This is a genomic window from Streptomyces shaanxiensis, from assembly GCF_039537145.1.
Taxonomy (GTDB): Bacteria; Actinomycetota; Actinomycetes; order Streptomycetales; family Streptomycetaceae; genus Streptomyces; species Streptomyces shaanxiensis.
Genome location: NZ_BAAAZY010000014.1, coordinates 166,092 through 185,094, shown reverse-complemented (window position 1 = coordinate 185,094; position 19,003 = coordinate 166,092). Strand labels below are relative to the sequence as shown.

The window sequence follows — 19,003 nt, the reverse complement described above, 5'->3', positions numbered from 1 at the left end:
GGGCGGGGCGGGCGCCTCTACTCTTTCGGTCGAGGACGAATCTCTCTGCCTCGGACCGGGACGAATCGCCGCTCACAACGGGGGACGCCATGCCGCTCGCCCTGCACCTCGGCACCGCCGACCTCACGCGCTGCCGGTTCGCGATCTCCCCGCTGTGCCAGACCCACGAAGCCCTGCGCATGCTCCGCCGACCGTCCCGGCACGGCTACCACCAAGGCTGGCTGCGTCGCGTACGCCGTACGGTGGCCGGTCTCGACCTGTCACCGCTGTGGCTGTTCGTCCCACCCCCGGGCGGCTACACCCCGGACTTCCTCGGCGCGCCCCCGCAGGAGCCGTATCCCTCCTTCGACGACGAACTGGCCCGCATGCGCGCCACCGACCCGGCCCTGGCCCACGCGGAGATGACCCGCTCACTGGCCTGCCGCCCCGGGCTCGCCGAGTCACCGCAGGGGCGTGCCGCCCTCGACGATCCCGCAGCCACCGTGCGGCGCCTGGCCGACCTCACCGAACGGGCCTGGCACGCCCTCCTCGCCCCGGACTGGCCGCGTCACCGTGCCGTGCTCGAGGCGGACATCGCGCACCGCTCGCGCGCGGCGGCCGACGGTGGCCTCGACGCGCTGCTCACCGGTCTGCATCCGGCCGTGGACTGGGCCGGCCACACCCTCACCCTGCGCAGGTACGGCGATGTGCCGGACGCCCAACACCCGGACGGCAGAGGCGTGTTGCTCATGCCGAGCGTGTTCGTGTGGCCGGACGTGGTGAGCGGCTTCGCGCGGCCCTGGCAGCCGACGGTCATCTACCCCGCGCGAGGTATGGGCCGCCTCCACACCACCCTCGTGCCCCGCCCGCCGCAGGCGCTAGCCCGGCTGCTCGGCCAACAGCGCGCGGCCGTCCTGGCCGGCCTCACCACCCCGTCCTCGACGACGGAGCTGGCCCGCCGCCACAGCCTGGCCCCCTCGACCGTGTCGGCCCATCTCTCGGTCCTGCGGGAGGCAGGCCTCTTGGTGTCCCGGCGTCAGGGGCACTCCGTGCTGTACGGGCGAACGGCCCTGGGCGACGCCCTGGCCGACGGGGACGTCACACCAGAGGCTCGCTGAGCTCGACCGCCCGCAGCGCGGCCGCGAGGGCGGGTTCGTCACCGACGTCGAGGGCGGTGTCGGCGAGCTTGATGACGTGTTCGTCCCCGTGGGCGAGGGCCTTCTCCAGGACTTCCTCGGCCGTCAGCCGCGCCGGTGGCACATGGGCGACCGGTTCCACGGGCCCGTACATCGCCGTCACGGCCGCGGACGCCGTCCAGGCCGCGCGCAGGCTCGGGGCCCACAGCTCGCGGGGGAGCGCGTCGAGGGTGCGCAGGACGGCGTTGGGTGCCGTGGCCGCGTGGACGAGCATGGTGGGCTCGCCGTGGCCGTGGGTGGCGTAGCGGTGGGTCGCGGCTCGGACGAGCTCGGCGAGGCGGTCCTTCGCGGTGTCCGGGTCGGCCACGTCGCCGGCCCAGACGGGCAGTCGGCGCACAGCGGCCAGACGGGTACGGAATCCCAGGTGTCCCGGCTCGATCGCCGGTACGGCGTCCAGGGCCTCGGTGGCGGTCGGCGCGCCCGGCAGCGCGGCGACGCCGGCGATCGGCTGGTGGCGGGCGGCCCAGTAGCCCAGCGCGTGGGCGAGTTCGGTGAGCCGTGGCGCGTTCTCGCCGGCCTGGAGGGCGCGTACGGCGTGGCCGACCCGGATGACCGTGTGCGTGGCGCCGCCGTACATCCCGGGCAGCAGGCGCGGCCACCACTCGGCGAGCACGCTCCTCCAGGGGCGGTCGGCGAGTGTGCGGGAATAGTGGTCGGTCCAGTCGGTGATGCGGCGCGGATCGCCCAGCGCCGAGGCCCAGTTGTCGTCGGTGACGGGGGCGACGCGGTCCGGGAAGTCCTCCAGCCGGTCGCGGTAGAGGTCCAGCCAGTGGTGGACGGCCCCCGCGTGACCGTGCGCGGCGAGGGCCTCGACGACCATGGGGGCGTGGTTGGACAGCCAGCCGTCCCGTTCCGGGCCGGATGCGTGGACGCGTTCCAGGGCTTCTTCGAGCTGTCCGCTCGTGTCGGTGATGGCCATGAACCGGACGGTATGCCGCACGCGGGGGTGTCGGGATCGGGCGCGGGACGGAAGCCCTGGATGACGGGGTCCTAGGTCCCGCGCCCGATGCCGGGTCAGGCGTTGGGGTCGAACGCGATCCCCGAGGGCTTCGCCGACGCCAGGTGGTTCGCGAAGTTGGCGTCCTTCAGGCCGAAGTTGGCGCTGCCGAAGTTGTACGCGACCAGCTTGTCGCGCACGCCCGACGGGTAGCCGTTCCAGCCGACCAGCGGCGGGTACTGCCACGTGCCCTTGTGGTTCTCCGGCGGCTCGTCACCCGAGTTGGCCAGGCGGAAGCAGTGCGTGCTGACGCCGTCCTTGTGGTACACGATCTTCGCGTGCGTGCCGTCGAAGCGCACCGACGACGCGGGGCTGATGGTGAACGAGCCGTGGTTGGACGTCGAGACGTACTGCACCGCGTTGTTCTGCACCCACACCACCACGTGCTCCCAGTCGTGCCGGTGCCCGCCGATGCTGCTGTTCGCTATCGCCTGGTCCTTCTCGAAGTACAGGCCGTACATGTAGGCGCACCAGCCGTTGTTGCACTTGTAGCGCGAGTAGCCGTTGGTGTTGTCGAGGTCCGAGGCGTCACGGCAGTCGCCGCTGAGCGAACCGGTCGGGTTCAGGCCGCCGTTGACGGTTCCGTCAGGTCCGATGGCGGGCGTGGAGTAGCAGCCGTCCGTGTCGTAGTCGTAGGCGGGCTGGTACGTCTGCTCGGCCGCCTCGGCGTTGGCGGGGAGCGCCGCGGGCGGGGCGGCGAGGGCGGTGCTGGGGAAGGCGATGACGAGAGCGGCGGCACCGGCCAGACCGGTGATCCAACGCTTTCGGTGCATGCGGGACGTCTGGGACGACACTGCGTCCTCCTCCTGATTCGGGCGCAGCCAACGGCTGTGGGGGGAAGGGCAGTTCAGGATCCTGGCTTTTCACTTCCGTGCCAAGGGCCACGTACGTACCAGCGGTAACGATCAGCGCAACACTTGGCGCGAACCTGTGTGTCAGGCGCTGTCGTCCGGGAGGTCGGCCGCCGACTCCTCCGGTGTGAGATCGGGCCTCAGCCGCAGCCAGGACGGCTGGCGCAGCAGCCCCGAGCGGGTGCGCACGCTGTAGCGGACCTCTCCGACCAGTTGGGGCCGCACCCAGTGCGCGCCCGCCACGCGCGGGGCGGGGTCGAAGGGGCAGACGTCCGTCTCGGACGCCCGCAGCAGTTCGGCCAGTTGCGTCCGCTCGGCCTCGCTCCAGCCGGTGCCCACATTGCCGACGTACCGCAGCCGCCCCGCCGCGCGCTGGCCGACCAGCACCGAGCCCGGGAGGCCGGTGAGCCGCCCCTTGCCGGGCAGCCAGCCTCCGACGACGACGTCCTCGGTGCGCATGTTGCGGATCTTGATCCAGGCGCGGGAGCGCACCCCGGGCTCGTACACCGAGTCCAGCCGCTTGCACACCAGCCCCTCCAGGCCGTGCTCCCGCGTCGCCTGCAGGGCCTGGGCGCCGTGTCCGACCAGCGCGGCCGGCGTCGACCAGTACGGCCCGGCGAGGCCCAGCGCCTCCAGCCGGCCACGGCGCCGCGTGTAGGGCAGCGGGACGAGGGAGCGGCCCGCCAGGTGCATCACGTCGAACAGCACCAGATGGACGGGCGTCCGGGCCGCCATCCGCGCGGCCCGCTCCGGTGCGTGCGCCAGACCCATCCGGGACTGCAGCAACTGGAAGTCGGCGCGCCCCTGTTCGTCCAGCGCGAGGATCTCACCGTCCAGGACGGCGGGCGTGGCGCCCAGCGCGCCGCCGAGCGGCCGCAGTTCGGGGTAGGCCGCCGTGATGTCCTCGCCGGAGCGGGCGCGCAGCAGCAGGCCGCCGTGCCCGTCCAGATAGACGACCGCGCGCTGGCCGTCCTGCTTGGTCTCGTACGCCCAGCGCGCGTCCTGCGCGGCGGACGGCAGGGTGCCGGGCGTGGCGAGCATGGGAGGGATCAGCGGCAGGCTCACGGGTCAGTTGTCGACGGCTCCGCCCACCACCACGCGCCCCGGCCGCCGTTTTCCCCTGAACGGCGGCCGACGCGCCGCTCCGCCGGAGGGTCGGTGTGACCTCAGCGGTCCGGGTTCGGCGGCACGGCCCGCACCAGACCCGACTGGTAGGCCATCACGACGAGTTGGGCGCGGTCGCGGGCGCCCAGCTTCGTCATGGCACGGTGGACGTGGGTGCGCACCGTCAGCGGGCTGACGAAGAGCTTCTCGGCGATCTCCTCGTTGGAGTGGCCCTCGGCCACCCAGGCCATGACCTCCCGTTCGCGGGCGGTCAGGGCGGCGAGGTCCTCGGGCGCGGCCGACTGCGAGCTCTCGGCCGGCGAGGCCAGGAACCGGGTGATCAGCGTCCGGGTAGCGGTGGGGGAGAGCAGGGACTCGCCGGCCGCCACGGTCCGGATGCCGTCGAGCAGCACGTCCGCGGTGACGTCCTTGCCGAGGAAGCCGCTCGCCCCGGCCCGCAGCGCCTGCGCCACGTACTCGTCGATCTCGAACGTGGTGAGGATCAGCACCCGCACCGCCACGAGGTCGGGGTCGGCGCAGATCGCGGACGTGGCGGCCAGCCCGTCGGTGCCGGGCATGCGGATGTCCATCAGGACCAGGTCGGGACGGTGGGCCCGGGCGAGGTCGACGGCCTCGGCGCCGTCGGTGGCCTCGCCGACCACCTCCATGTCCGCGCAGGAGTCGATCAGGATCCGGAAGGTGGCCCGCAGCAGGGCCTGGTCGTCGGCGAGCAGTACACGGATCGTCATGAGCGGGGTTCTTCCGGTTCCGGAGCGGTCGGGTACAGCTTCCAGGGAACGGCGCGGCACGTCGTCGTACGTATGCCGACATTCGCCGGTACTCGGAACGCAGTACGCGCCACGGGCAAGGTCATCCCCGAGGGGGAGCGGGGCCCGTCCTCACCAGACGCACGGCAGCTCCACCTCGACGACCGTCGGCCCGCCGACCGGGCTGGACATCCGCACCGTACCGTCGAGCGCCGCGACCCGGCGGCGCATCCCCAGCAGCCCCGAGCCGCTCGATTCGTCCGCCCCGCCGTGGCCCTCGTCGGCCACCTCGACCCGGATGCCGCGCCGCATACGGGCGATCCGCACCGTGGCCTTCGGCGAGCCGCTGTGCTTGGCGGCGTTGGTGAGCGCCTCGGCCACCACGAAGTAGGCCGCCGCCTCCACCGCCGCGGGCGCCCTCGGCCCGTCGTCCTCCAGCCCCGCCACGTCCACCGTGACGCGCAGCCCGCTGCCGGCGGCCAGCGCGCGCACGGCGCCGACCAGGCCGCGGTCGGTGAGGATCGGCGGATGGATACCGCGCACCACCTGCCGCAGCTCCGCCAGCGCCTGCTCGGCCTGGTCCTGGGCGTCGTCCAGCAGCTTGCGGGCGGCGTCGGGGTCACGGTCGTAGGCGCGTTTGGCCAGCCCGATCCGCATCGACAGGGCGACCAGGCGGGCCTGCGCGCCGTCGTGCAGGTCGCGCTCGATACGGCGCAGTTCGGCGCCGTGGGCGGCGATCGCGTCGGCCCGTGTCGCGCTCAACTGCTCGACCCGCGCCGCCAGCAGCGCCTTCGGGGACGGGCGCAGCAGCGCGGTCGACCAGCCGGCCTCCAGGTCCGCAAGGCGTACGATCCACGGCAGGACGACGGCCCGGCGGCGCAGCAGGCCGCACCCCACGCCGTCGACGACGAGCCCGAGCGGCCACAGCGGCAGAGCGAGGAAGACCAGCGCGCCGTACACGTAGTAGGCGGCCATCCAGCGCAGATCGGTGAGCGTGCCGGGATCCCGTACGGCCGTCCGCAGCCGCTCGGTCAGCGGTCCCTCGATCACCCGGTACGCCTCGGGGATCTCCCGCCCCGTCCGGGCGGCGGTCAGGCGCCGCTTGGCCCCGGCGATCCGCCGGACGAGCAGCACCGTCTCGGGCAGCAGCCAGCAACCGATCACCGCGACCGTCCCGATGGCGGTGATCAGCAGCACCGTGACGAAGAGATACATCCCGAAGGCCATCGCGGCGGCCACCGCCAGATGGACCGTCGCACGCCCGGCCTGTCGCACCGTCGCCCGCATGCCCAGCACGCTGGGCGGTCCTGGCTCCGCGCGCGGGGGTGCGGGCACCCGGGGTGCAGGTGTAGCCCGCTCCACCATGTTCACGCTCTTTCAATCAGGTGACTTAGATTGTAGGTGTGCGCATCCGCGACGGCTCGAGGGACTGGCCGTCACGGGGAATCGGTGAAGTCCCGGTGCGGTGGTGATCATGGCAGGCAGGACCCTGCGGGAGGAGCAGGTCAGCGCGACCCGGGAGCTGCTCCTGACCGCGGCCGAGCGGCTCTTCGCCGAACACGGCGTGTACGCGGTGTCCAACCGCCAGGTCAGCGAGGCCGCAGGACAGGGCAACAACACGGCGGTCGGCTACCACTTCGGCACCAAGGCCGACCTGGTCCGCGCCATCGCCCGCAAGCACGCCGTGCGCATCGAGGAGATCCGCGCCCGCCTGGTCGCCGACCTGACCGACCCCGACGACGTACGCGGCTGGGTGGACTGCCTGGTCCGCCCGGCGCTCGAACACCTCGCCGCGCTCGGCAGCCCCACCTGGTACGCGCGGTTCTGCGCGCAGGTCGTCTCGGATCCGGCCCTGCACCGGATCATGGTCGAGGAGGCCCTCACCGCCCCGTCGCTCCAGAAGATCATCGAAGGCCTGAACCGGTGCCTGCCCGACCTCCCGGCCGAGGTCCGCGCCGAACGCGGCGAGATGGTCCGCCACCTGATCGTCCACGTGGCCGCCGAACGCGAACGCGCGCTCGCCGAGCACACCCCCACCCCACGGTCCAGCTGGGACGACGCCGCCACGGGCCTCGCCGACGCGGTCGTCGGCATGTGGCTGGCACCTGTCACCCCGGGCCGCTGACGCCCCCGCACAAGGAGTACGAAGGAGTACGACCGTGCAAACGACTCTCGGCCAAGGCCGCCGCGGCGGCGCCGGACAGGGCGGGTTATGAGCCCTCGGCAGACGGCCCTGCCTGTGGACGGCGCCCTTCGTCGTTCGGCGGACGGCGCCACCCGTGACAACCCCGCCCGCAACCCCGCCGCCCCCGACCGAGCCGCCCTCGCCCGCGGCGCCGGCCAGCATGTCCTGATCGTCGCCGGCGAACCCGACCTCGCCGAACTGCTCTCGACCACCCTGGAGTTGGCGGGCTACCGGATCAGCCTCAGCGGCACCGGTGCCGAGGCGCTGGCAAGGGTCACCGAGCACCACTTCGACCTGGTGGTCTTCGACACCACCCTGCCGGACATGGCGAACTTCGGCCGGGAACGCCGCCCCACCCTCCCGCACCGCCCGCCCGTCCTGCTCCTCACCGAGTACGACTCGCTGCACCGGCTCGTACCCGAACTCGGCCTGGGGGAGCGGGACTACGTCACCAAGCCGTTCCGGGTGGCCGAAGTCCTCACCAGGATCCAGGTCCTCCTCCGCGGCACCCGCCCGGGTCCGTCCAGGGGCAATCCACTGCAGTACGGCGACCTCGTCCTCGACGACACCGTGTGCCGGGCGACGCGCGGGACGCGGGCCCTCGACCTCACGCCCGCGGAGTACCGGCTGCTGCGCCATCTCCTGGTCAACGCGCACCGGGTGCTGTCCAAGGAGCAGATCGGCCGCTACGTCTGGGGCGACCACCGCGGCGACAACGCGATCGAGCAACTCGTCTCCCGCCTGCGCCGCAAGGTCGACCGGGACGGGCCGGCGCTGATCCACACGCGCCGGGGTTTCGGGTACTGGCTGGGGCGGGCCGACGTCGATTCGTGACCCGCAGCGATGCAAACGAGGGCGTCACCGGGAATGGCTCGGGGCGCCCTTCGTCATGGGGTGAACCCGGCTCGGGCAGTCGAAGGCCTCCTCAACCTGCCTGCCATAAAGGCCAGTTAAGCTCCTTGCTGTGATCTGGGTCACGTCAGTCTCCTGTCAGGAAACTGACCGGAAGGCGTCAGACCCCTCTGTTCGCATGTGCTCATCGAGGCCGATCCCCCCACCCCCCCCCACGACCGAGGAGCACCATGGCCGACACCGTGACCGGCACCGCGCCCGAAGCGCAGGACGCCGTCCCCGAGTTCCCGATGCCCCGGCAGTCCCGCTGCCCCTTCGACCCGCCGTCCGCGCTCAAGGACCTGCAGGAACAGGGGCCGCTCACCAAGGTGCGGCTGTGGGACGGCAGTGAGCCCTGGCTCGTGACCCGGTACACCGAGCAGCGGGCCATCCTGGGCGACCCACGCGTCAGCGCCGACACCGACCAGCCCGGCTACCCGACCAAGGCCAGCCCCGAGGCGGGTGAGGGCAAGCTCAGCTTCATCATGATGGACGACCCCGAACACGCCCGGCTGCGCCGGATGGTGACGGCGCCGTTCGCCGTCAAGAAGGTCGAGGCGCTGCGGCCCGCCGTGCAGCGCATCGTGGACGGCCTGATCGACGACATGCTGGCCGCTCCCGGCCCGGTGGACCTGGTGGACGTGTTCGCGCTGCCGATCCCCTCGCTGGTCATCTGCGAGCTGCTGGGAGTGCCGTACGAGGAGCACGACTTCTTCCAGGAGCACACCAAGACCATGGTCCGCACGACCGCCACGCCCGAGGAGCGGGGCGCGGCGAGCCGTGAGGTGGCCGGCTACCTGGCCGGACTCCTGGGCAAGCGGATCGCCGAGCCGAAGGACGACCTGCTGTCGAGCATCGCCGGGCGCATCACCGCCGGTGAACTCACCCACCAGCAGGCGACCGAGATGGCGCTGCTCCTGCTGATCGCGGGCCACGAGACCACCGCCAACATGATCGCGCTCGGCACGCTCGCCCTCCTCGAGCACCCCGACCAGCTCGCCCTGCTGCGCGAGAGCGACGACCCGAAACTCGTCGCCTCCGCGGTCGAGGAACTCCTGCGCTATCTGCACATCACCCACCTCGGCCGGCGCCGGGCGGTCACCGAGGACATCGAGATCGGCGACCAGGTGATCAAGGCCGGCGAGGGCGTGATCATGGTCAACGAGATCGGCAACCGCGACCCCGAGGTCTTCGCCGACCCCGACCGTCTGGACATCACCCGCGACGCCCGCCGCCACGTCGCTTTCGGCTTCGGCGTCCACCAGTGCCTCGGCCAGCCGCTGGCCCGGATGGAGCTCCAGGTCGTCTACGGCACCCTCTACAAGCGCATCCCGACGCTGAAGCTCGCGTGCGCGCTGGAAGACGTTCGGTTCAAGACCGACGCGTTCATCTACGGCGTGCACGAACTGCCCGTGACCTGGTGACCGCTCCCCACCATCCGCAGAACCGACCGACAACCACGTATGACGAAGGGAATCCGACCATGAAGGTGGAGCTGGAAGCAGACAAGTGCGTCGCGTCCGGGCAGTGCGTGCTGGCCGCCATGGACGTGTTCGACCAGGACGACGACGGCATCGCGATCCTGCTCGACGAGCAGCCCGCCGCCGTACACCTCGACGGCGTCCGCGAGGCCGTCGCGATCTGCCCGGCCGCCGCGATTCGGCTGGTCGACCAGTGAGGCGCATCGTCGTCGTGGGCGCCTCGGCCGCGGGGCTCGCCGCGGCCGAGACGCTCCGCCGCCAGGGCTACGACGGCACGCTCACCCTCGTCGGCGACGAACCGCTCGCCCCGTACGACCGACCGCCCCTGTCCAAGCAGGTGCTGGCCGCCGAGTGGGAGCCCGACCGGCTGGCCCTGCGCACCCCCGACGACCTGGTCGGGCTCGACCTCGACCTGCGCCTCGGCGTGGCCGCCACCGACCTGCGCCTCACCGACGCCGCGGTGGAGCTGGCCGACGGCTCGACGGTGCCGTACGACGGGCTGATCGTGGCCACCGGCGTGCGGCCGCGCCGGCTGCCCGGGGAGGGCGGGCATGTGCTGCGCACCCTGGACGACGCGGTGCGGCTGCGGGACCGGTTGACGCCGGGCCGGCGGCTGGTGGTGGTCGGTGCCGGGTTCCTCGGGGCCGAGGCCGCCGCCGTCGCCTGGCGGCTCGGCTGCGAGGTCACGCTCCTCGAACCCGCCCCGGTGCCGCTGGCCCACGCCGTCGGCACGGAGGTCGGCGAGGTGCTGACCCGCGCTCACCTGGAGCGAGGCGTGAACCTGCGCTGCGGGGCCACCGTGGCCGAGGTGACCGGGGACGGCGTACGGCTCGCCGACGGCGAACTGGTCGAGGCCGACGAGGTGTTGGTCGCGGTCGGCTCACGGCCCAACACCGACTGGCTGCAGGGCAGCGGACTCACCGTCGGCGACGGCGTGGTGTGCGACGAGTACTGCCAGGCCGCACGGAACGTGTACGCCGCCGGTGACGTCGCCCGCTGGTACAACCCGCTGTTCGGGGTGCCGATGCGGATCGAGCACCGTACGAACGCCGCCGAGCAGGGCATGGCGGCCGCGCGAAACCTCCTCGCCCCCGACGCCCGCAAGCCGTTCGCGCCGGTGCCGTACTTCTGGTCCGACCAGTACGACATGAAGATCCAGGCGTACGGGTATCTGCGCGGGCACGACGAGGTCGCCGTGGTGGAGGGCGACCTGGGCGAGCGCCGGTTCGTCGCGGCGTACCGCACCGGCGACCGGCTGACCGGCGCGCTGGCGATCGGCATGCCGCCCAAGGCGATCCGGCAGTGGCGCCAGGCGATCGCGTCCGGCGTGAACTGGCGGGAGGCGGTGGGAGCAGCCGAGGTGGCAAATTAGTTGAGTTACGCAACGAGATGGTAAAGTGGCTCCCATGTCCACACCACCGCTCCCCGAACTCCCCGCCATGCCCGCGTCCCCGGAAGTGGTCGAGATAGAGCGCGCGCTCACCCGGATCACCTACCTGAGCACGCGGGCCCGGCAGCACGAGCGGCTGATGGCTCTGGCCGGCGTGCCGCTGGACCGGGCCGCCGTGGCGCTGCTGCGCCAGGTCGCCGACTCCGAACCGCTGCGCCCCGGGGAGCTGGCCAACCGGCTCGGTGTGGAGGCCTCGCACGTCACGCGCACGGTGCAGCAGCTGCAGAAGTCCGGGTACGTCTCCCGCGTCCCGGACCCGCAGGACCGCCGCGCCCAGCGCATCGAGCTCACCGAGGCCGGCCGGCAGGCCATCGCCCGGGTCCGTGACGCGGGCGCCCGCGGTATGCAGCTCGCCCTGGCCGACTGGACGCCGGAGGAGCTGCGTCAGCTGGCCACGCTCTTCCACCGCATGGTCGACGACTTCCTCGCCCACGCCATCGACGAGGACAGCGAACCGCAGCAGACGGCACCGGCCGGGACCGTCTGAGGCATCCCCTCGCGCGGTTCACGCCGAGGTCGCGCGAGGGCGATCGCCGGACGGGCCGGGAGCCGGTGCCGCCCGTCCCGGCGCCGTCGGCTCCCGCAGCCCGCACAGCAGCAGCCGGCCCAGCGCCGGCAGGGCGATCAGCGGAAGAAGGGCCGTCAGCAGCGAGGTGGCGTCGGCCAGCGCGCCGATCAACGGGGCGGCGAGACCGCCCACACTCACGGTCAGGCCGAGCGTCACGCCGCTCGCCGTCCCCACCCGCCGGGGCAGATAGTCCTGGCCGAGCGTGATGTGCAGCGAGAACGGGACATACAGGCCGGCCGACGTCAGCGCGACGAACAGATACACCGGCGGGCCGGGCACGAGGATCACTCCGGCCACCGCGAGCACCGTCAGCACATACGCATGGCGTACGACCGCGAGCCGCCCGTACCGGTCGGCGAGCCGCCCTCCGGCCACGGTGCCCACCGCACCGCCGACGTACAGCACGCACAGTGCGGCCGTACCGGCCACGTCCCCGCCTCCGGTCCGCTGACGGACGTACAGCGAGACGAACGCGCTCAGCCCGACGAACACGATCGACCGGCACACGACGGCCCCGGACAGCCGCAGGAACGAACCCCAGTCGTCGCACCCGGCGACCTCGCTCCGGTCTGCGGTCCCTCCTCGGCTTCCGGCCGAGCGCACCGCCGCCGCGCACAGCGCCGCCCCCGCGACGGCCGGGACGATCAGCAGGGGAGAGGCGCCCAGGCCTCCGGTGGCCGCCACCGACGCCACCAGCAGCGGTGCGAGGGCGAAGCCGACGTTGCCGCCGAGGGAGAACCAGCCCATCGCCGTATGGCTGCCGTGCGCGGCGTCGCGGGCCGCTCGGGCCGCCTCCGGGTGGTACGCGGCGACGCCGACCCCCGACACGGCCACCACCGCCAGCGTGAGCGCGTAGGACTCCATGACCCCGCTCAACGCGACCCCGGCACCGCCCGTCAACGCGCTGAGCGGCAGCAGCCTCGGCATCGCCCAGCGGTCGGTCAGCGCCCCGAACAGCGGCTGCACCACCGACGACAGCAGGGACGCGGCGAGGACGACGCCCGAGGCGGCGGCGTAGCCGTAGGCGCGCTCGGCGACGAAGTACGGGACGAGCGCCGCCACGGCGCCCTGGTACACGTCGACACAGGCGTGACCCAGGGACAGCAGGGTGATGGCTCGGTTGCGTTTCGTGGACACCCTGCGATCGTCGCGGGCCCGGCCATGGCCCGCTTTCGATAATCTGCCGAACTGTGTCGAACATCCGCCACAGGAACATCAGCCACAGGAACATCAGCCAGGGGAACATTCGCCACACGCCGACCGCCCCGACCCGCGCCCAGATCCTCGCCGCCGGCGAGCGCATCGACGCGCACCGGCACGACGACCACCAGATCGTCTACGCGGGTTCCGGTGTCCTCGCCGTCACCACCGAAGCCGGCACCTGGTTCGCACCGGGCAACCGTGCCATCTGGGTCCCGGCGGGCACCGCGCACGCGCATCGCGCCCACGGCCACCTCGACCTGCACCTGGTCGGCCTGCCGGCCACCGACAACCCTCCCCCAGACTCCGTCCGGGGGTACCCCCATCTCGCTTCGCTCGGCCTGGACGCCCCCACCGTCCTCGCCGTCGGCCCGCTGCTGCGCGAGCTGATCCTCGCCTACACCCGCGACCCCGACGACGACAGCCCCGAGCGCCGCCGTCTGCTCGCCGTCCTGCGCGACCAACTGCGCGCCTCGCCCCAGCAACCCCTGCGCCTGCCCACCCCCACCGATCCACGCCTGGCCGCGGTCTGCGCGCTCGTCCACGCCGACCCCGCCGACTCCCGCACCCTCGCCGCCCTCGGCGCCGCGACCGGAGCGGGCGAGCGCACGCTCAGTCGGCTCTTCCGCCACGAGTTCGGCATGACCTTCCCGCAGTGGCGCACCCAGTCGCGCCTCTGCCACGCGCTGCGCCTGCTCGCCGAGGACATGCCCGTCACGACCGTCGCCCACCGCTGCGGCTGGTCCTCCGCCAGCGCCTTCATCGACGTCTTCCGCCGCTCCTTCGGCTACACGCCCGGAACCCACAACCGCCGCACGGAGCAGGGCGGGTGACCGGCCGGGGCGGGTGGCGAGCCGTGATCTACCCTCCGGTAGCATCCGGCGGCAGGACATCCAAGGAGGATCCGTGCCCCGGTCCGAACGCTCGCCCCTGCTGCTCGCCGGCCTGCTGGCCACCGCGGGAGTCGCCCACTTCGCCGCCCCACGCCGGTTCGACGAGACCGTGCCGAGCGCCCTGCCGGGCACGGCCCGGACCTGGACGTACGCCAGTGGCGCCGCCGAACTCGCGCTGGCGGCCGGTCTCGCGCTGCCGCGCACCCGCAAGGCCGCCGCGCTGGCCACCGCCGCCTTCTTCGTCGGCGTGTTCCCCGCGAACGTGAAGATGGCCGCCGACTGGCGGCACCGCCCCGCCCCGCAGAAGGCCGCCGCCTTCGGCCGCCTGCCGCTGCAGATCCCGCTCGTGCTGTGGGCCCGCAACGTCGCGAAGAACACGGAGGGCCGGGCATGAGCGCACAGCTGAAGGTCGGCGACAAGGTCGAGGACTTCGCGCTGCCGGACGAGACCGGCGCCTCCCGCAGCCTCACCGAGCTGCTCGCCGAGGGACCGGTGGTCCTCTTCTTCTACCCCGCCGCCCTCACCCCGGGCTGCACCGCGGAGGCCTGCCACTTCCGTGATCTCGCCGCGGAGTTCGCCGCCGTCGGCGCACGGCCCGTGGGCATCAGCGGGGACGCGGTCGAACGCCAGCAGGAGTTCGCCGACCGGCACACGCTCGGCATGACCCTGCTGTCCGATGCCGACGGGGCGGTCCGGGAGGTGTTCGGTGTCGCGCGCGGCTTCTCCCTGGCGCCCACCAAACGGGTCACCTTCGTCATAGGGCAGGACCGCACGGTCCTGGAGGTCGTCCGCAGCGAACTGCGCATGAACACCCACGCCGACCGGGCCCTCGCCGCGCTGCGCAAGTGAGCGGACGCTCGCGCGGGGCGGCGCCCGCGAGTGCCGTGGCGTCGCGGGTGTGACCGCACGGGCGTCGCGGTTGATGCACTGCGGCGTAGGACTCATGCTGGACGACATGGAGCGCGTCTCCGCTGCGGCGATCCTCGATGCCCAGGGTGTGGTCAAGGGGTGGAGCGAAGGTGCCCGGCGGCTCACGGGCCGCACGGCCGAAGAAGTCGTGGGACGGCCCGCACGGGACCTGCTCGCCGAGGAACCACCGCCCGAGGCCGTGGCCGTGCTGACCGGCACCGTCGTCCTGCGCCACCGGGACGGCTCGGAGGTACCCCTCGCCCTGCGCGCGCACGCCGTCCTGGGCGAGGACGGCGCACCCGACGGATACATGATCACCGGCGAACCGCCCGGCACGCCGGAGCCGACCCTGGCCGAGCGGGCCTTCCAGCAGGCGTCGATGTCGATGTCCGTCTTCGACACCCAGCAGCGCTACCTACGGCTCAACGACGCCGCCTGCCAGGTCATGGGTGTACCGGAGGACGTCCTGATCGGCCGGCACTTGCCGGAGACCGTGGAGGACGCCGAGCACAGCCGCGGCTTCCACTGGCATCTGCGCCAGGTCGCCGAGACGGGCAGGCCGGTCCGCTACGAGAGCTTCACCGGGGCCCCGGCGCTGAACCGGGAGCACGCCTGGAGCATCGAGATGTGGCCGGTACGGGGCACCTCCGGCGACGTCGTGGGAACGGCACTGGCGGCATTCGACAGCTCCGACCAGTACTGGGCGCGGCAGCGGCTGGCCCTGCTGAACGAGGCGGCCGCCGCCATCGGCACCACCCTGGACGTGGTGCGCACCGCCGAGGAGCTGGTCGGGGTCGTGGTGCCCCGGTTCGCCGACTTCGCCAGCGTGGACCTGTTCGACTGGGTGCTGGGCGCGGAGGAGCCGCCGGCGCTGTCCGGCACGGACATCGCCCTGCGCCGCGTCGCCCACGGCTCCGGCACCGAGGGCACCCCGGAAGCGGCCGTGCACCTCGGCGAGGTGGACTACTACCCGCCGTTCTCGCCGCCGGCCCGGGCGATCCTGGAGAGCCGGGTGATCCAGAGCCAGGCGGGCGAGCCGGCGTTCATGCGGTGGATCCAGGAACGCAACTCCCGGGCCCCGGCCGGCCGACGCCACCGCGTGGGGGCCCACTCGATGATGGCGGTGCCGCTGCGCGCCCGCGGTACCACGCTCGGTGTGGCCGTGGTCGTGCGCATCAGGCAGTCGGACGACTACGTCGCCGACGACGCCGTGTTCGTCGAGGAACTCGCCAGCCGGGCCGCCGTCTGTGTCGACAACGCCCGCCGCTTCGCCCGGGAGCGCACCACCGCGCTTTCCCTGCAGCACAACCTGCTGCCCCGGGGGCTGTCCGGACAGGCGGCCGTAGAGGTGGCCCACCGTTATCGGCCGTCCGGTTCGCAGGCCGGCATCGGCGGCGACTGGTTCGACGTGATCCCGCTGTCCGGCAGCCGGGTCGCCCTCGTCGTCGGCGACGTGGTCGGACACGGCATCCCGTCGTCGGCCACCATGGGCCGCCTGTGCACGGCCGTCCGCACCCTCGCCGACGTGGACCTGCCGCCCGACGAACTCCTCACCCACCTCGACGACCTGGTCACCCACCTCGCCGGGGACGACACCGACGAGGTCGCCGAACTGGGCGCCACCTGCCTGTACTCCGTCTACGACCCCGTCACCCGCCACCTCACCCTGGCCGCCGCAGGCCATCCGCCGCCGGTCCTCGTCCTGCCCGACGGCAGCACAGAGGTCGTCGAGATGAACGCGGGACCCCCGCTCGGCGTCGGCGGGCTGCCCTTCGAGGCCATGGACGTGGAGCTGTCGGAGGGCTCCCTGGTCGCCCTGTACACCGACGGCCTGATCGAGGACCGCGACCGCGACATCGACCACGCCACCGCCGAACTGTGCCGCGCGCTGACCGCGCCCGCCGAGAGCCTCGACGCCCTGTGCGACGGCGTGCTCAAGGCCGTGCTGCCGGAGGACCCCAGTGACGACGTGGCCCTGCTGCTGGCCCGCACCCGGGCCCTGGGCGCCGACCGCATCGCCACCTGGGACGTCACGCCGGACCCCGAACACGTGGCGGCCACCCGGCAGGCGGCCACCGAGCAGCTGACGACATGGGGACTGGACGAGGCGGCCTTCGTCACCGAACTCGTCGTCAGCGAACTCGTCACCAACGCCATCCGGTACGGCGCACCGCCCATCCAGCTCCGTCTGATCCGCGACCGCACCCTCATCTGCGAGGTCTCCGACGGCAGTTCCACCTCCCCCCACCTGCGCCGGGCCCACGCCTACGACGAGGGCGGCCGCGGGCTGCTGCTCGTCGCCCAGCTCACCCAGCGCTGGGGCAGCCGGCAGACCGACAGCGGCAAGACGATCTGGGCCGAGCAGCCGCTGCCGTAGCCGTCATCACTCGAACGGGCAGCCCGGGTTCGGCGCGTCCTGGGAGAACGGCGCGCCGTGCGGCAGCACGTACAGCACGTCGAGGACGACCGGTGTGTCGCCCTCGTTGCGGCCTATGTGGACGTTGCCGGGACCGGCCGGCTCCTGGATGAAACTGCCCTTCGGGTAGACGCCGTCCGAGGCGCAGGTGGAGTTGTAGTGGCTCAGCGTGCCCTGCTGAGTGAAGGCGTACAGCGGCCCGTCGTGGTAGTGCCAGCCGGTGGCCTGACCCGGCGGGATGGTGACCTCCCGGAGGATGTAGTCGGTGTCGCCGACGGTCTTCTGACTGATGACCCGGCCGGTGACGCCCGGCCCGGGCGGAGTCGCCTGGGCGGGCCCGGCGACCAGGACGGTGGCGGCGGCCATGGCGCCGGTGACGGCGATACGGAGCGCGGAGCGCATGACGAATTGCCTCCAGTGGCGAGAGTGCTGTCGCCGTGAACATAGAGGCAGGGAAGGGTAGTTGAGGGCGGAACCACAACATCCGCCGAAATCAGGGGAGGCAGGACCCCCGGCAGCCGCGGTTCACTTCACGTCGGTTCACTACGCGTCGCCGTCCGTGGCGACCTGCGCGAGCGTACGACCGGTCCGCACCGACCGGGCCCGGCGCGGGTCGGGGGTGCCGTGCCCGCCCGCTCGCGCCCTGCCGGCCTTCACCAGCAGCCACGCCTCACGCTCACCGTCGAGGCCGTCGCGGAACCGGGTGAGCGCGTACTCCCCGTGCAGCTTCGACCCCCTCAGCCGGAACGTGGCATGACCTCGCTGGAGCGACTCGCCGAAGTCGACGGGCCGCCCCTTGCGGTCATGGCTCAGCGGCTCGTACGTGCCGTTGTCCCAGACGATCACCGTGCCGCCCCCGTACTCGCCCTGCGCGATCACGCCCTCGAACTCCTCGTACTCCAGCGGATGGTCCTCGGTGGGCATCGCGAGCCGCTTGTCCTGGGGATCGTCGGAAGGGCCCTTCGGCACCGACCACGACTTCAGTACGTCGTCCACCTGCAACCGGAAGTCGAAGTGCAGGGTGCTGGCGTCATGGATCTGCACCACGAACCGCGGCTCCTGGCCCGAGGCCGCCGCACGCCCCTCCGGCTCCCGCGTCCGCCCGAAGTCACGCTTGCCGCGGTACTCCCGCAGCCGGTCCTTCTCACCCACGTGCGCCTCCTTCCCGAGCGCCCCGAGTACCCGCGACGGCGCCCGTGACGCCGTTGAGACCTGCGGCCGAAGGCTCTCAGAACTCCTCGTGCACCTCGGGGTCCCCGCCGAGCCGCCGATGGGCCCGGTCGGCGACGGCGCCCATCTGCGCGGCGTCCAGGGTGAAGCCGAAGACGTCGAGGTTCTCGCGCTGCCGCTCCCGGTTCGCGGACTTCGGGATGGGCAGGGCACCCAGCTGGGTGTGCCAGCGCAGGACGACCTGGCCGGGAGTCACGCCGAGGGCGTCGGCGATGCCCTTGACGACCGGATCGTCCAGGAGGCTGGTGCCACGGCCCAGTGGGCTCCAGCTCTCGGTGAGGACGCCCTTGCCGGTGTGGAAGGCGCGCAGCTCCTCCTGCGGGAACAACGGGTGCAGCTCGATCTGGTTCACCGAGGGCAGGACACCGGTCTCCTTCTCCAGCCGCTCGATGTGCTCGGCCGTGAAGTTGGAGACGCCGATCGACCGGACCAGGCCGTCCTGCCGCAGCTTGATCATGGCCTTCCAGGAGTCGACGTACTTGTCGACGCGGGGCAGCGGCCAGTGGATGAGGTAGAGGTCCACGTAGTCCAGGCCGAGGCGGGCGCGGGACTCCTCGAAGGAGGTGAGGGTCTCCTCGTAGCCGTGGTGGCGGCCCGGGAGCTTCGTCGTCACGACGATCTCCTCGCGGGGCACGCCGCTGCTCGCGACGCCCCGGCCGACGCCGGTCTCGTTGCGGTAGTTCGTCGCCGTGTCCACGAGCCGGTACCCCAGCTCCAGGGCGTCGCGCACGGCCTGCTCGGCCTGCGTGTCGTCCATCGGCCAGGTGCCGAGGCCGAGGGCGGGGATCGTCGTACCGTCGTTGAGCGCGTGGGTCGGGATGCTGATCACTGCCGGACCTTCCCTTGACTGTGTCGTCCCTCCAGGGTCACGGATAGGGTGAGCCTT

The 19,003-nt window shown here is 72.6% G+C and carries 20 protein-coding genes; 11 read left to right on the top strand and 9 right to left on the bottom strand.

Going from position 1 to position 19,003, the window contains the following annotated elements:
- Positions 1-89: 89 nt before the first annotated feature.
- The gene (locus tag ABD932_RS29215; RefSeq protein ID WP_345017016.1) at positions 90-1,097 is read left to right on the top strand and encodes a DUF5937 family protein; all 1,008 of its coding nucleotides are present in this window, start codon (positions 90-92) and stop codon (positions 1,095-1,097) included.
- Here the strand turns inward: ABD932_RS29215 and ABD932_RS29210 are convergent.
- The 5 genes from ABD932_RS29210 to ABD932_RS29190 form a co-directional block, all read right to left on the bottom strand.
- Positions 1,078-2,094 (bottom strand): questin oxidase family protein, encoded by a 1,017-nt coding sequence (locus tag ABD932_RS29210; protein ID WP_345017014.1) that lies wholly within the window; start codon positions 2,092-2,094, stop codon positions 1,078-1,080. The genes ABD932_RS29215 and ABD932_RS29210 overlap by 20 nt on opposite strands.
- A gap of 95 nt (positions 2,095-2,189) precedes the next feature.
- Positions 2,190-2,945 (bottom strand): NPP1 family protein, encoded by a 756-nt coding sequence (locus tag ABD932_RS29205; protein WP_425587530.1) that lies wholly within the window; start codon positions 2,943-2,945, stop codon positions 2,190-2,192.
- 162 nt (positions 2,946-3,107) lie between these two features.
- Positions 3,108-4,088: a non-homologous end-joining DNA ligase gene (gene ligD, locus ABD932_RS29200; protein WP_345017009.1), complete on the bottom strand. Its 981-nt coding sequence runs from the start codon at positions 4,086-4,088 to the stop codon at positions 3,108-3,110.
- A 101-nt stretch (positions 4,089-4,189) separates the two neighbouring features.
- Positions 4,190-4,876 carry a response regulator gene (locus ABD932_RS29195; RefSeq protein ID WP_345017007.1) on the bottom strand — a complete coding sequence of 229 codons (687 nt, stop codon included), beginning with the start codon at positions 4,874-4,876 and terminating at the stop codon, positions 4,190-4,192.
- Between the two features lie 150 nt (positions 4,877-5,026).
- Positions 5,027-6,181 (bottom strand): sensor histidine kinase, encoded by a 1,155-nt coding sequence (locus ABD932_RS29190; RefSeq protein WP_345017005.1) that lies wholly within the window; start codon positions 6,179-6,181, stop codon positions 5,027-5,029.
- Between the two features lie 187 nt (positions 6,182-6,368).
- Here ABD932_RS29190 and ABD932_RS29185 point away from each other — a divergent pair, with 187 nt between their 5' ends.
- The 6 genes from ABD932_RS29185 to ABD932_RS29160 all read left to right on the top strand — a co-directional run bounded on the left by ABD932_RS29185 (position 6,369) and on the right by ABD932_RS29160 (position 11,388).
- On the top strand, positions 6,369-7,019 hold the full coding sequence (locus ABD932_RS29185; protein WP_345017003.1) for a TetR/AcrR family transcriptional regulator: 651 nt from the start codon (positions 6,369-6,371) through the stop codon (positions 7,017-7,019).
- A gap of 87 nt (positions 7,020-7,106) precedes the next feature.
- A complete protein-coding gene (locus tag ABD932_RS29180) occupies positions 7,107-7,913 on the top strand; it encodes a response regulator transcription factor (protein WP_345017001.1) in 807 nt (268 codons plus the stop codon).
- A 248-nt stretch (positions 7,914-8,161) separates the two neighbouring features.
- Positions 8,162-9,394, top strand: a complete 1,233-nt coding sequence (locus ABD932_RS29175) for a cytochrome P450 (protein WP_345016999.1) — start codon at positions 8,162-8,164, stop codon at positions 9,392-9,394.
- Between the two features lie 59 nt (positions 9,395-9,453).
- Positions 9,454-9,648, top strand: a complete 195-nt coding sequence (locus tag ABD932_RS29170; protein ID WP_345016997.1) for a ferredoxin — start codon at positions 9,454-9,456, stop codon at positions 9,646-9,648.
- The gene (locus ABD932_RS29165) at positions 9,645-10,823 is read left to right on the top strand and encodes an NAD(P)/FAD-dependent oxidoreductase (RefSeq protein WP_345016995.1); all 1,179 of its coding nucleotides are present in this window, start codon (positions 9,645-9,647) and stop codon (positions 10,821-10,823) included. Before ABD932_RS29170 ends, ABD932_RS29165 begins: the two co-directional genes overlap by 4 nt.
- A gap of 34 nt (positions 10,824-10,857) precedes the next feature.
- Positions 10,858-11,388, top strand: coding sequence for a MarR family winged helix-turn-helix transcriptional regulator (locus ABD932_RS29160; RefSeq protein ID WP_345016993.1), 531 nt, complete (start codon positions 10,858-10,860; stop codon positions 11,386-11,388).
- Between the two features lie 18 nt (positions 11,389-11,406).
- On the opposite strand, the gene ABD932_RS29155 is transcribed toward ABD932_RS29160, so the two are convergent.
- The gene (locus tag ABD932_RS29155) at positions 11,407-12,606 is read right to left on the bottom strand and encodes an MFS transporter (protein WP_345016991.1); all 1,200 of its coding nucleotides are present in this window, start codon (positions 12,604-12,606) and stop codon (positions 11,407-11,409) included.
- 53 nt (positions 12,607-12,659) lie between these two features.
- Between ABD932_RS29155 and ABD932_RS29150 the strand changes: the two genes are divergently transcribed.
- The 4 genes from ABD932_RS29150 (at position 12,660) to ABD932_RS29135 (ending at position 16,848) form a co-directional block, all read left to right on the top strand.
- Positions 12,660-13,502: an AraC family transcriptional regulator gene (locus ABD932_RS29150; RefSeq protein ID WP_345016989.1), complete on the top strand. Its 843-nt coding sequence runs from the start codon at positions 12,660-12,662 to the stop codon at positions 13,500-13,502.
- A 73-nt stretch (positions 13,503-13,575) separates the two neighbouring features.
- The gene (locus tag ABD932_RS29145; RefSeq protein WP_345016987.1) at positions 13,576-13,956 is read left to right on the top strand and encodes a DoxX family protein; all 381 of its coding nucleotides are present in this window, start codon (positions 13,576-13,578) and stop codon (positions 13,954-13,956) included.
- On the top strand, positions 13,953-14,411 hold the full coding sequence (locus ABD932_RS29140; RefSeq protein ID WP_345016985.1) for a peroxiredoxin: 459 nt from the start codon (positions 13,953-13,955) through the stop codon (positions 14,409-14,411). Before ABD932_RS29145 ends, ABD932_RS29140 begins: the two co-directional genes overlap by 4 nt.
- 106 nt (positions 14,412-14,517) lie before the next feature.
- The gene (locus ABD932_RS29135) at positions 14,518-16,848 is read left to right on the top strand and encodes a SpoIIE family protein phosphatase (protein ID WP_345017096.1); all 2,331 of its coding nucleotides are present in this window, start codon (positions 14,518-14,520) and stop codon (positions 16,846-16,848) included.
- 6 nt (positions 16,849-16,854) lie between these two features.
- Here ABD932_RS29135 and ABD932_RS29130 read toward each other — a convergent pair whose 3' ends face one another.
- The 3 genes from ABD932_RS29130 to ABD932_RS29120 form a co-directional block, all read right to left on the bottom strand.
- Complete coding sequence (locus tag ABD932_RS29130) at positions 16,855-17,289, bottom strand: cupin domain-containing protein (protein ID WP_345016983.1); 435 nt, start codon at positions 17,287-17,289, stop codon at positions 16,855-16,857.
- 141 nt (positions 17,290-17,430) lie between these two features.
- Positions 17,431-18,039 (bottom strand): DNA polymerase ligase N-terminal domain-containing protein, encoded by a 609-nt coding sequence (locus ABD932_RS29125; RefSeq protein WP_345016981.1) that lies wholly within the window; start codon positions 18,037-18,039, stop codon positions 17,431-17,433.
- A gap of 76 nt (positions 18,040-18,115) precedes the next feature.
- Positions 18,116-18,946, bottom strand: a complete 831-nt coding sequence (locus ABD932_RS29120; protein ID WP_345016979.1) for an aldo/keto reductase — start codon at positions 18,944-18,946, stop codon at positions 18,116-18,118.
- Positions 18,947-19,003 lie beyond the last annotated feature (57 nt).

Bases quoted from the DNA above. Each gene is read 5' to 3' on its own strand.
- ABD932_RS29195 (WP_345017007.1), bottom strand. From the start codon at position 4,876: ATGACGATCCGTGTACTGCTCGCCGACGACCAGGCCCTGCTGCGGGCC.
- ABD932_RS29190 (WP_345017005.1), bottom strand. From the start codon at position 6,181: ATGCGGGCGACGGTGCGACAGGCCGGGCGTGCGACGGTCCATCTGGCG.
- ABD932_RS29205 (WP_425587530.1), bottom strand. From the start codon at position 2,945: ATGCACCGAAAGCGTTGGATCACCGGTCTGGCCGGTGCCGCCGCTCTC.
- ABD932_RS29210 (WP_345017014.1), bottom strand. From the start codon at position 2,094: ATGGCCATCACCGACACGAGCGGACAGCTCGAAGAAGCCCTGGAACGC.
- ABD932_RS29130 (WP_345016983.1), bottom strand. From the start codon at position 17,289: ATGCGCTCCGCGCTCCGTATCGCCGTCACCGGCGCCATGGCCGCCGCC.
- ABD932_RS29140 (WP_345016985.1), top strand. From the start codon at position 13,953: ATGAGCGCACAGCTGAAGGTCGGCGACAAGGTCGAGGACTTCGCGCTG.
- ABD932_RS29135 (WP_345017096.1), top strand. From the start codon at position 14,518: ATGGAGCGCGTCTCCGCTGCGGCGATCCTCGATGCCCAGGGTGTGGTC.
- ABD932_RS29180 (WP_345017001.1), top strand. From the start codon at position 7,107: ATGAGCCCTCGGCAGACGGCCCTGCCTGTGGACGGCGCCCTTCGTCGT.
- ABD932_RS29185 (WP_345017003.1), top strand. From the start codon at position 6,369: ATGGCAGGCAGGACCCTGCGGGAGGAGCAGGTCAGCGCGACCCGGGAG.
- ABD932_RS29170 (WP_345016997.1), top strand. From the start codon at position 9,454: ATGAAGGTGGAGCTGGAAGCAGACAAGTGCGTCGCGTCCGGGCAGTGC.
- ABD932_RS29215 (WP_345017016.1), top strand. From the start codon at position 90: ATGCCGCTCGCCCTGCACCTCGGCACCGCCGACCTCACGCGCTGCCGG.
- ABD932_RS29175 (WP_345016999.1), top strand. From the start codon at position 8,162: ATGGCCGACACCGTGACCGGCACCGCGCCCGAAGCGCAGGACGCCGTC.
- ABD932_RS29160 (WP_345016993.1), top strand. From the start codon at position 10,858: ATGTCCACACCACCGCTCCCCGAACTCCCCGCCATGCCCGCGTCCCCG.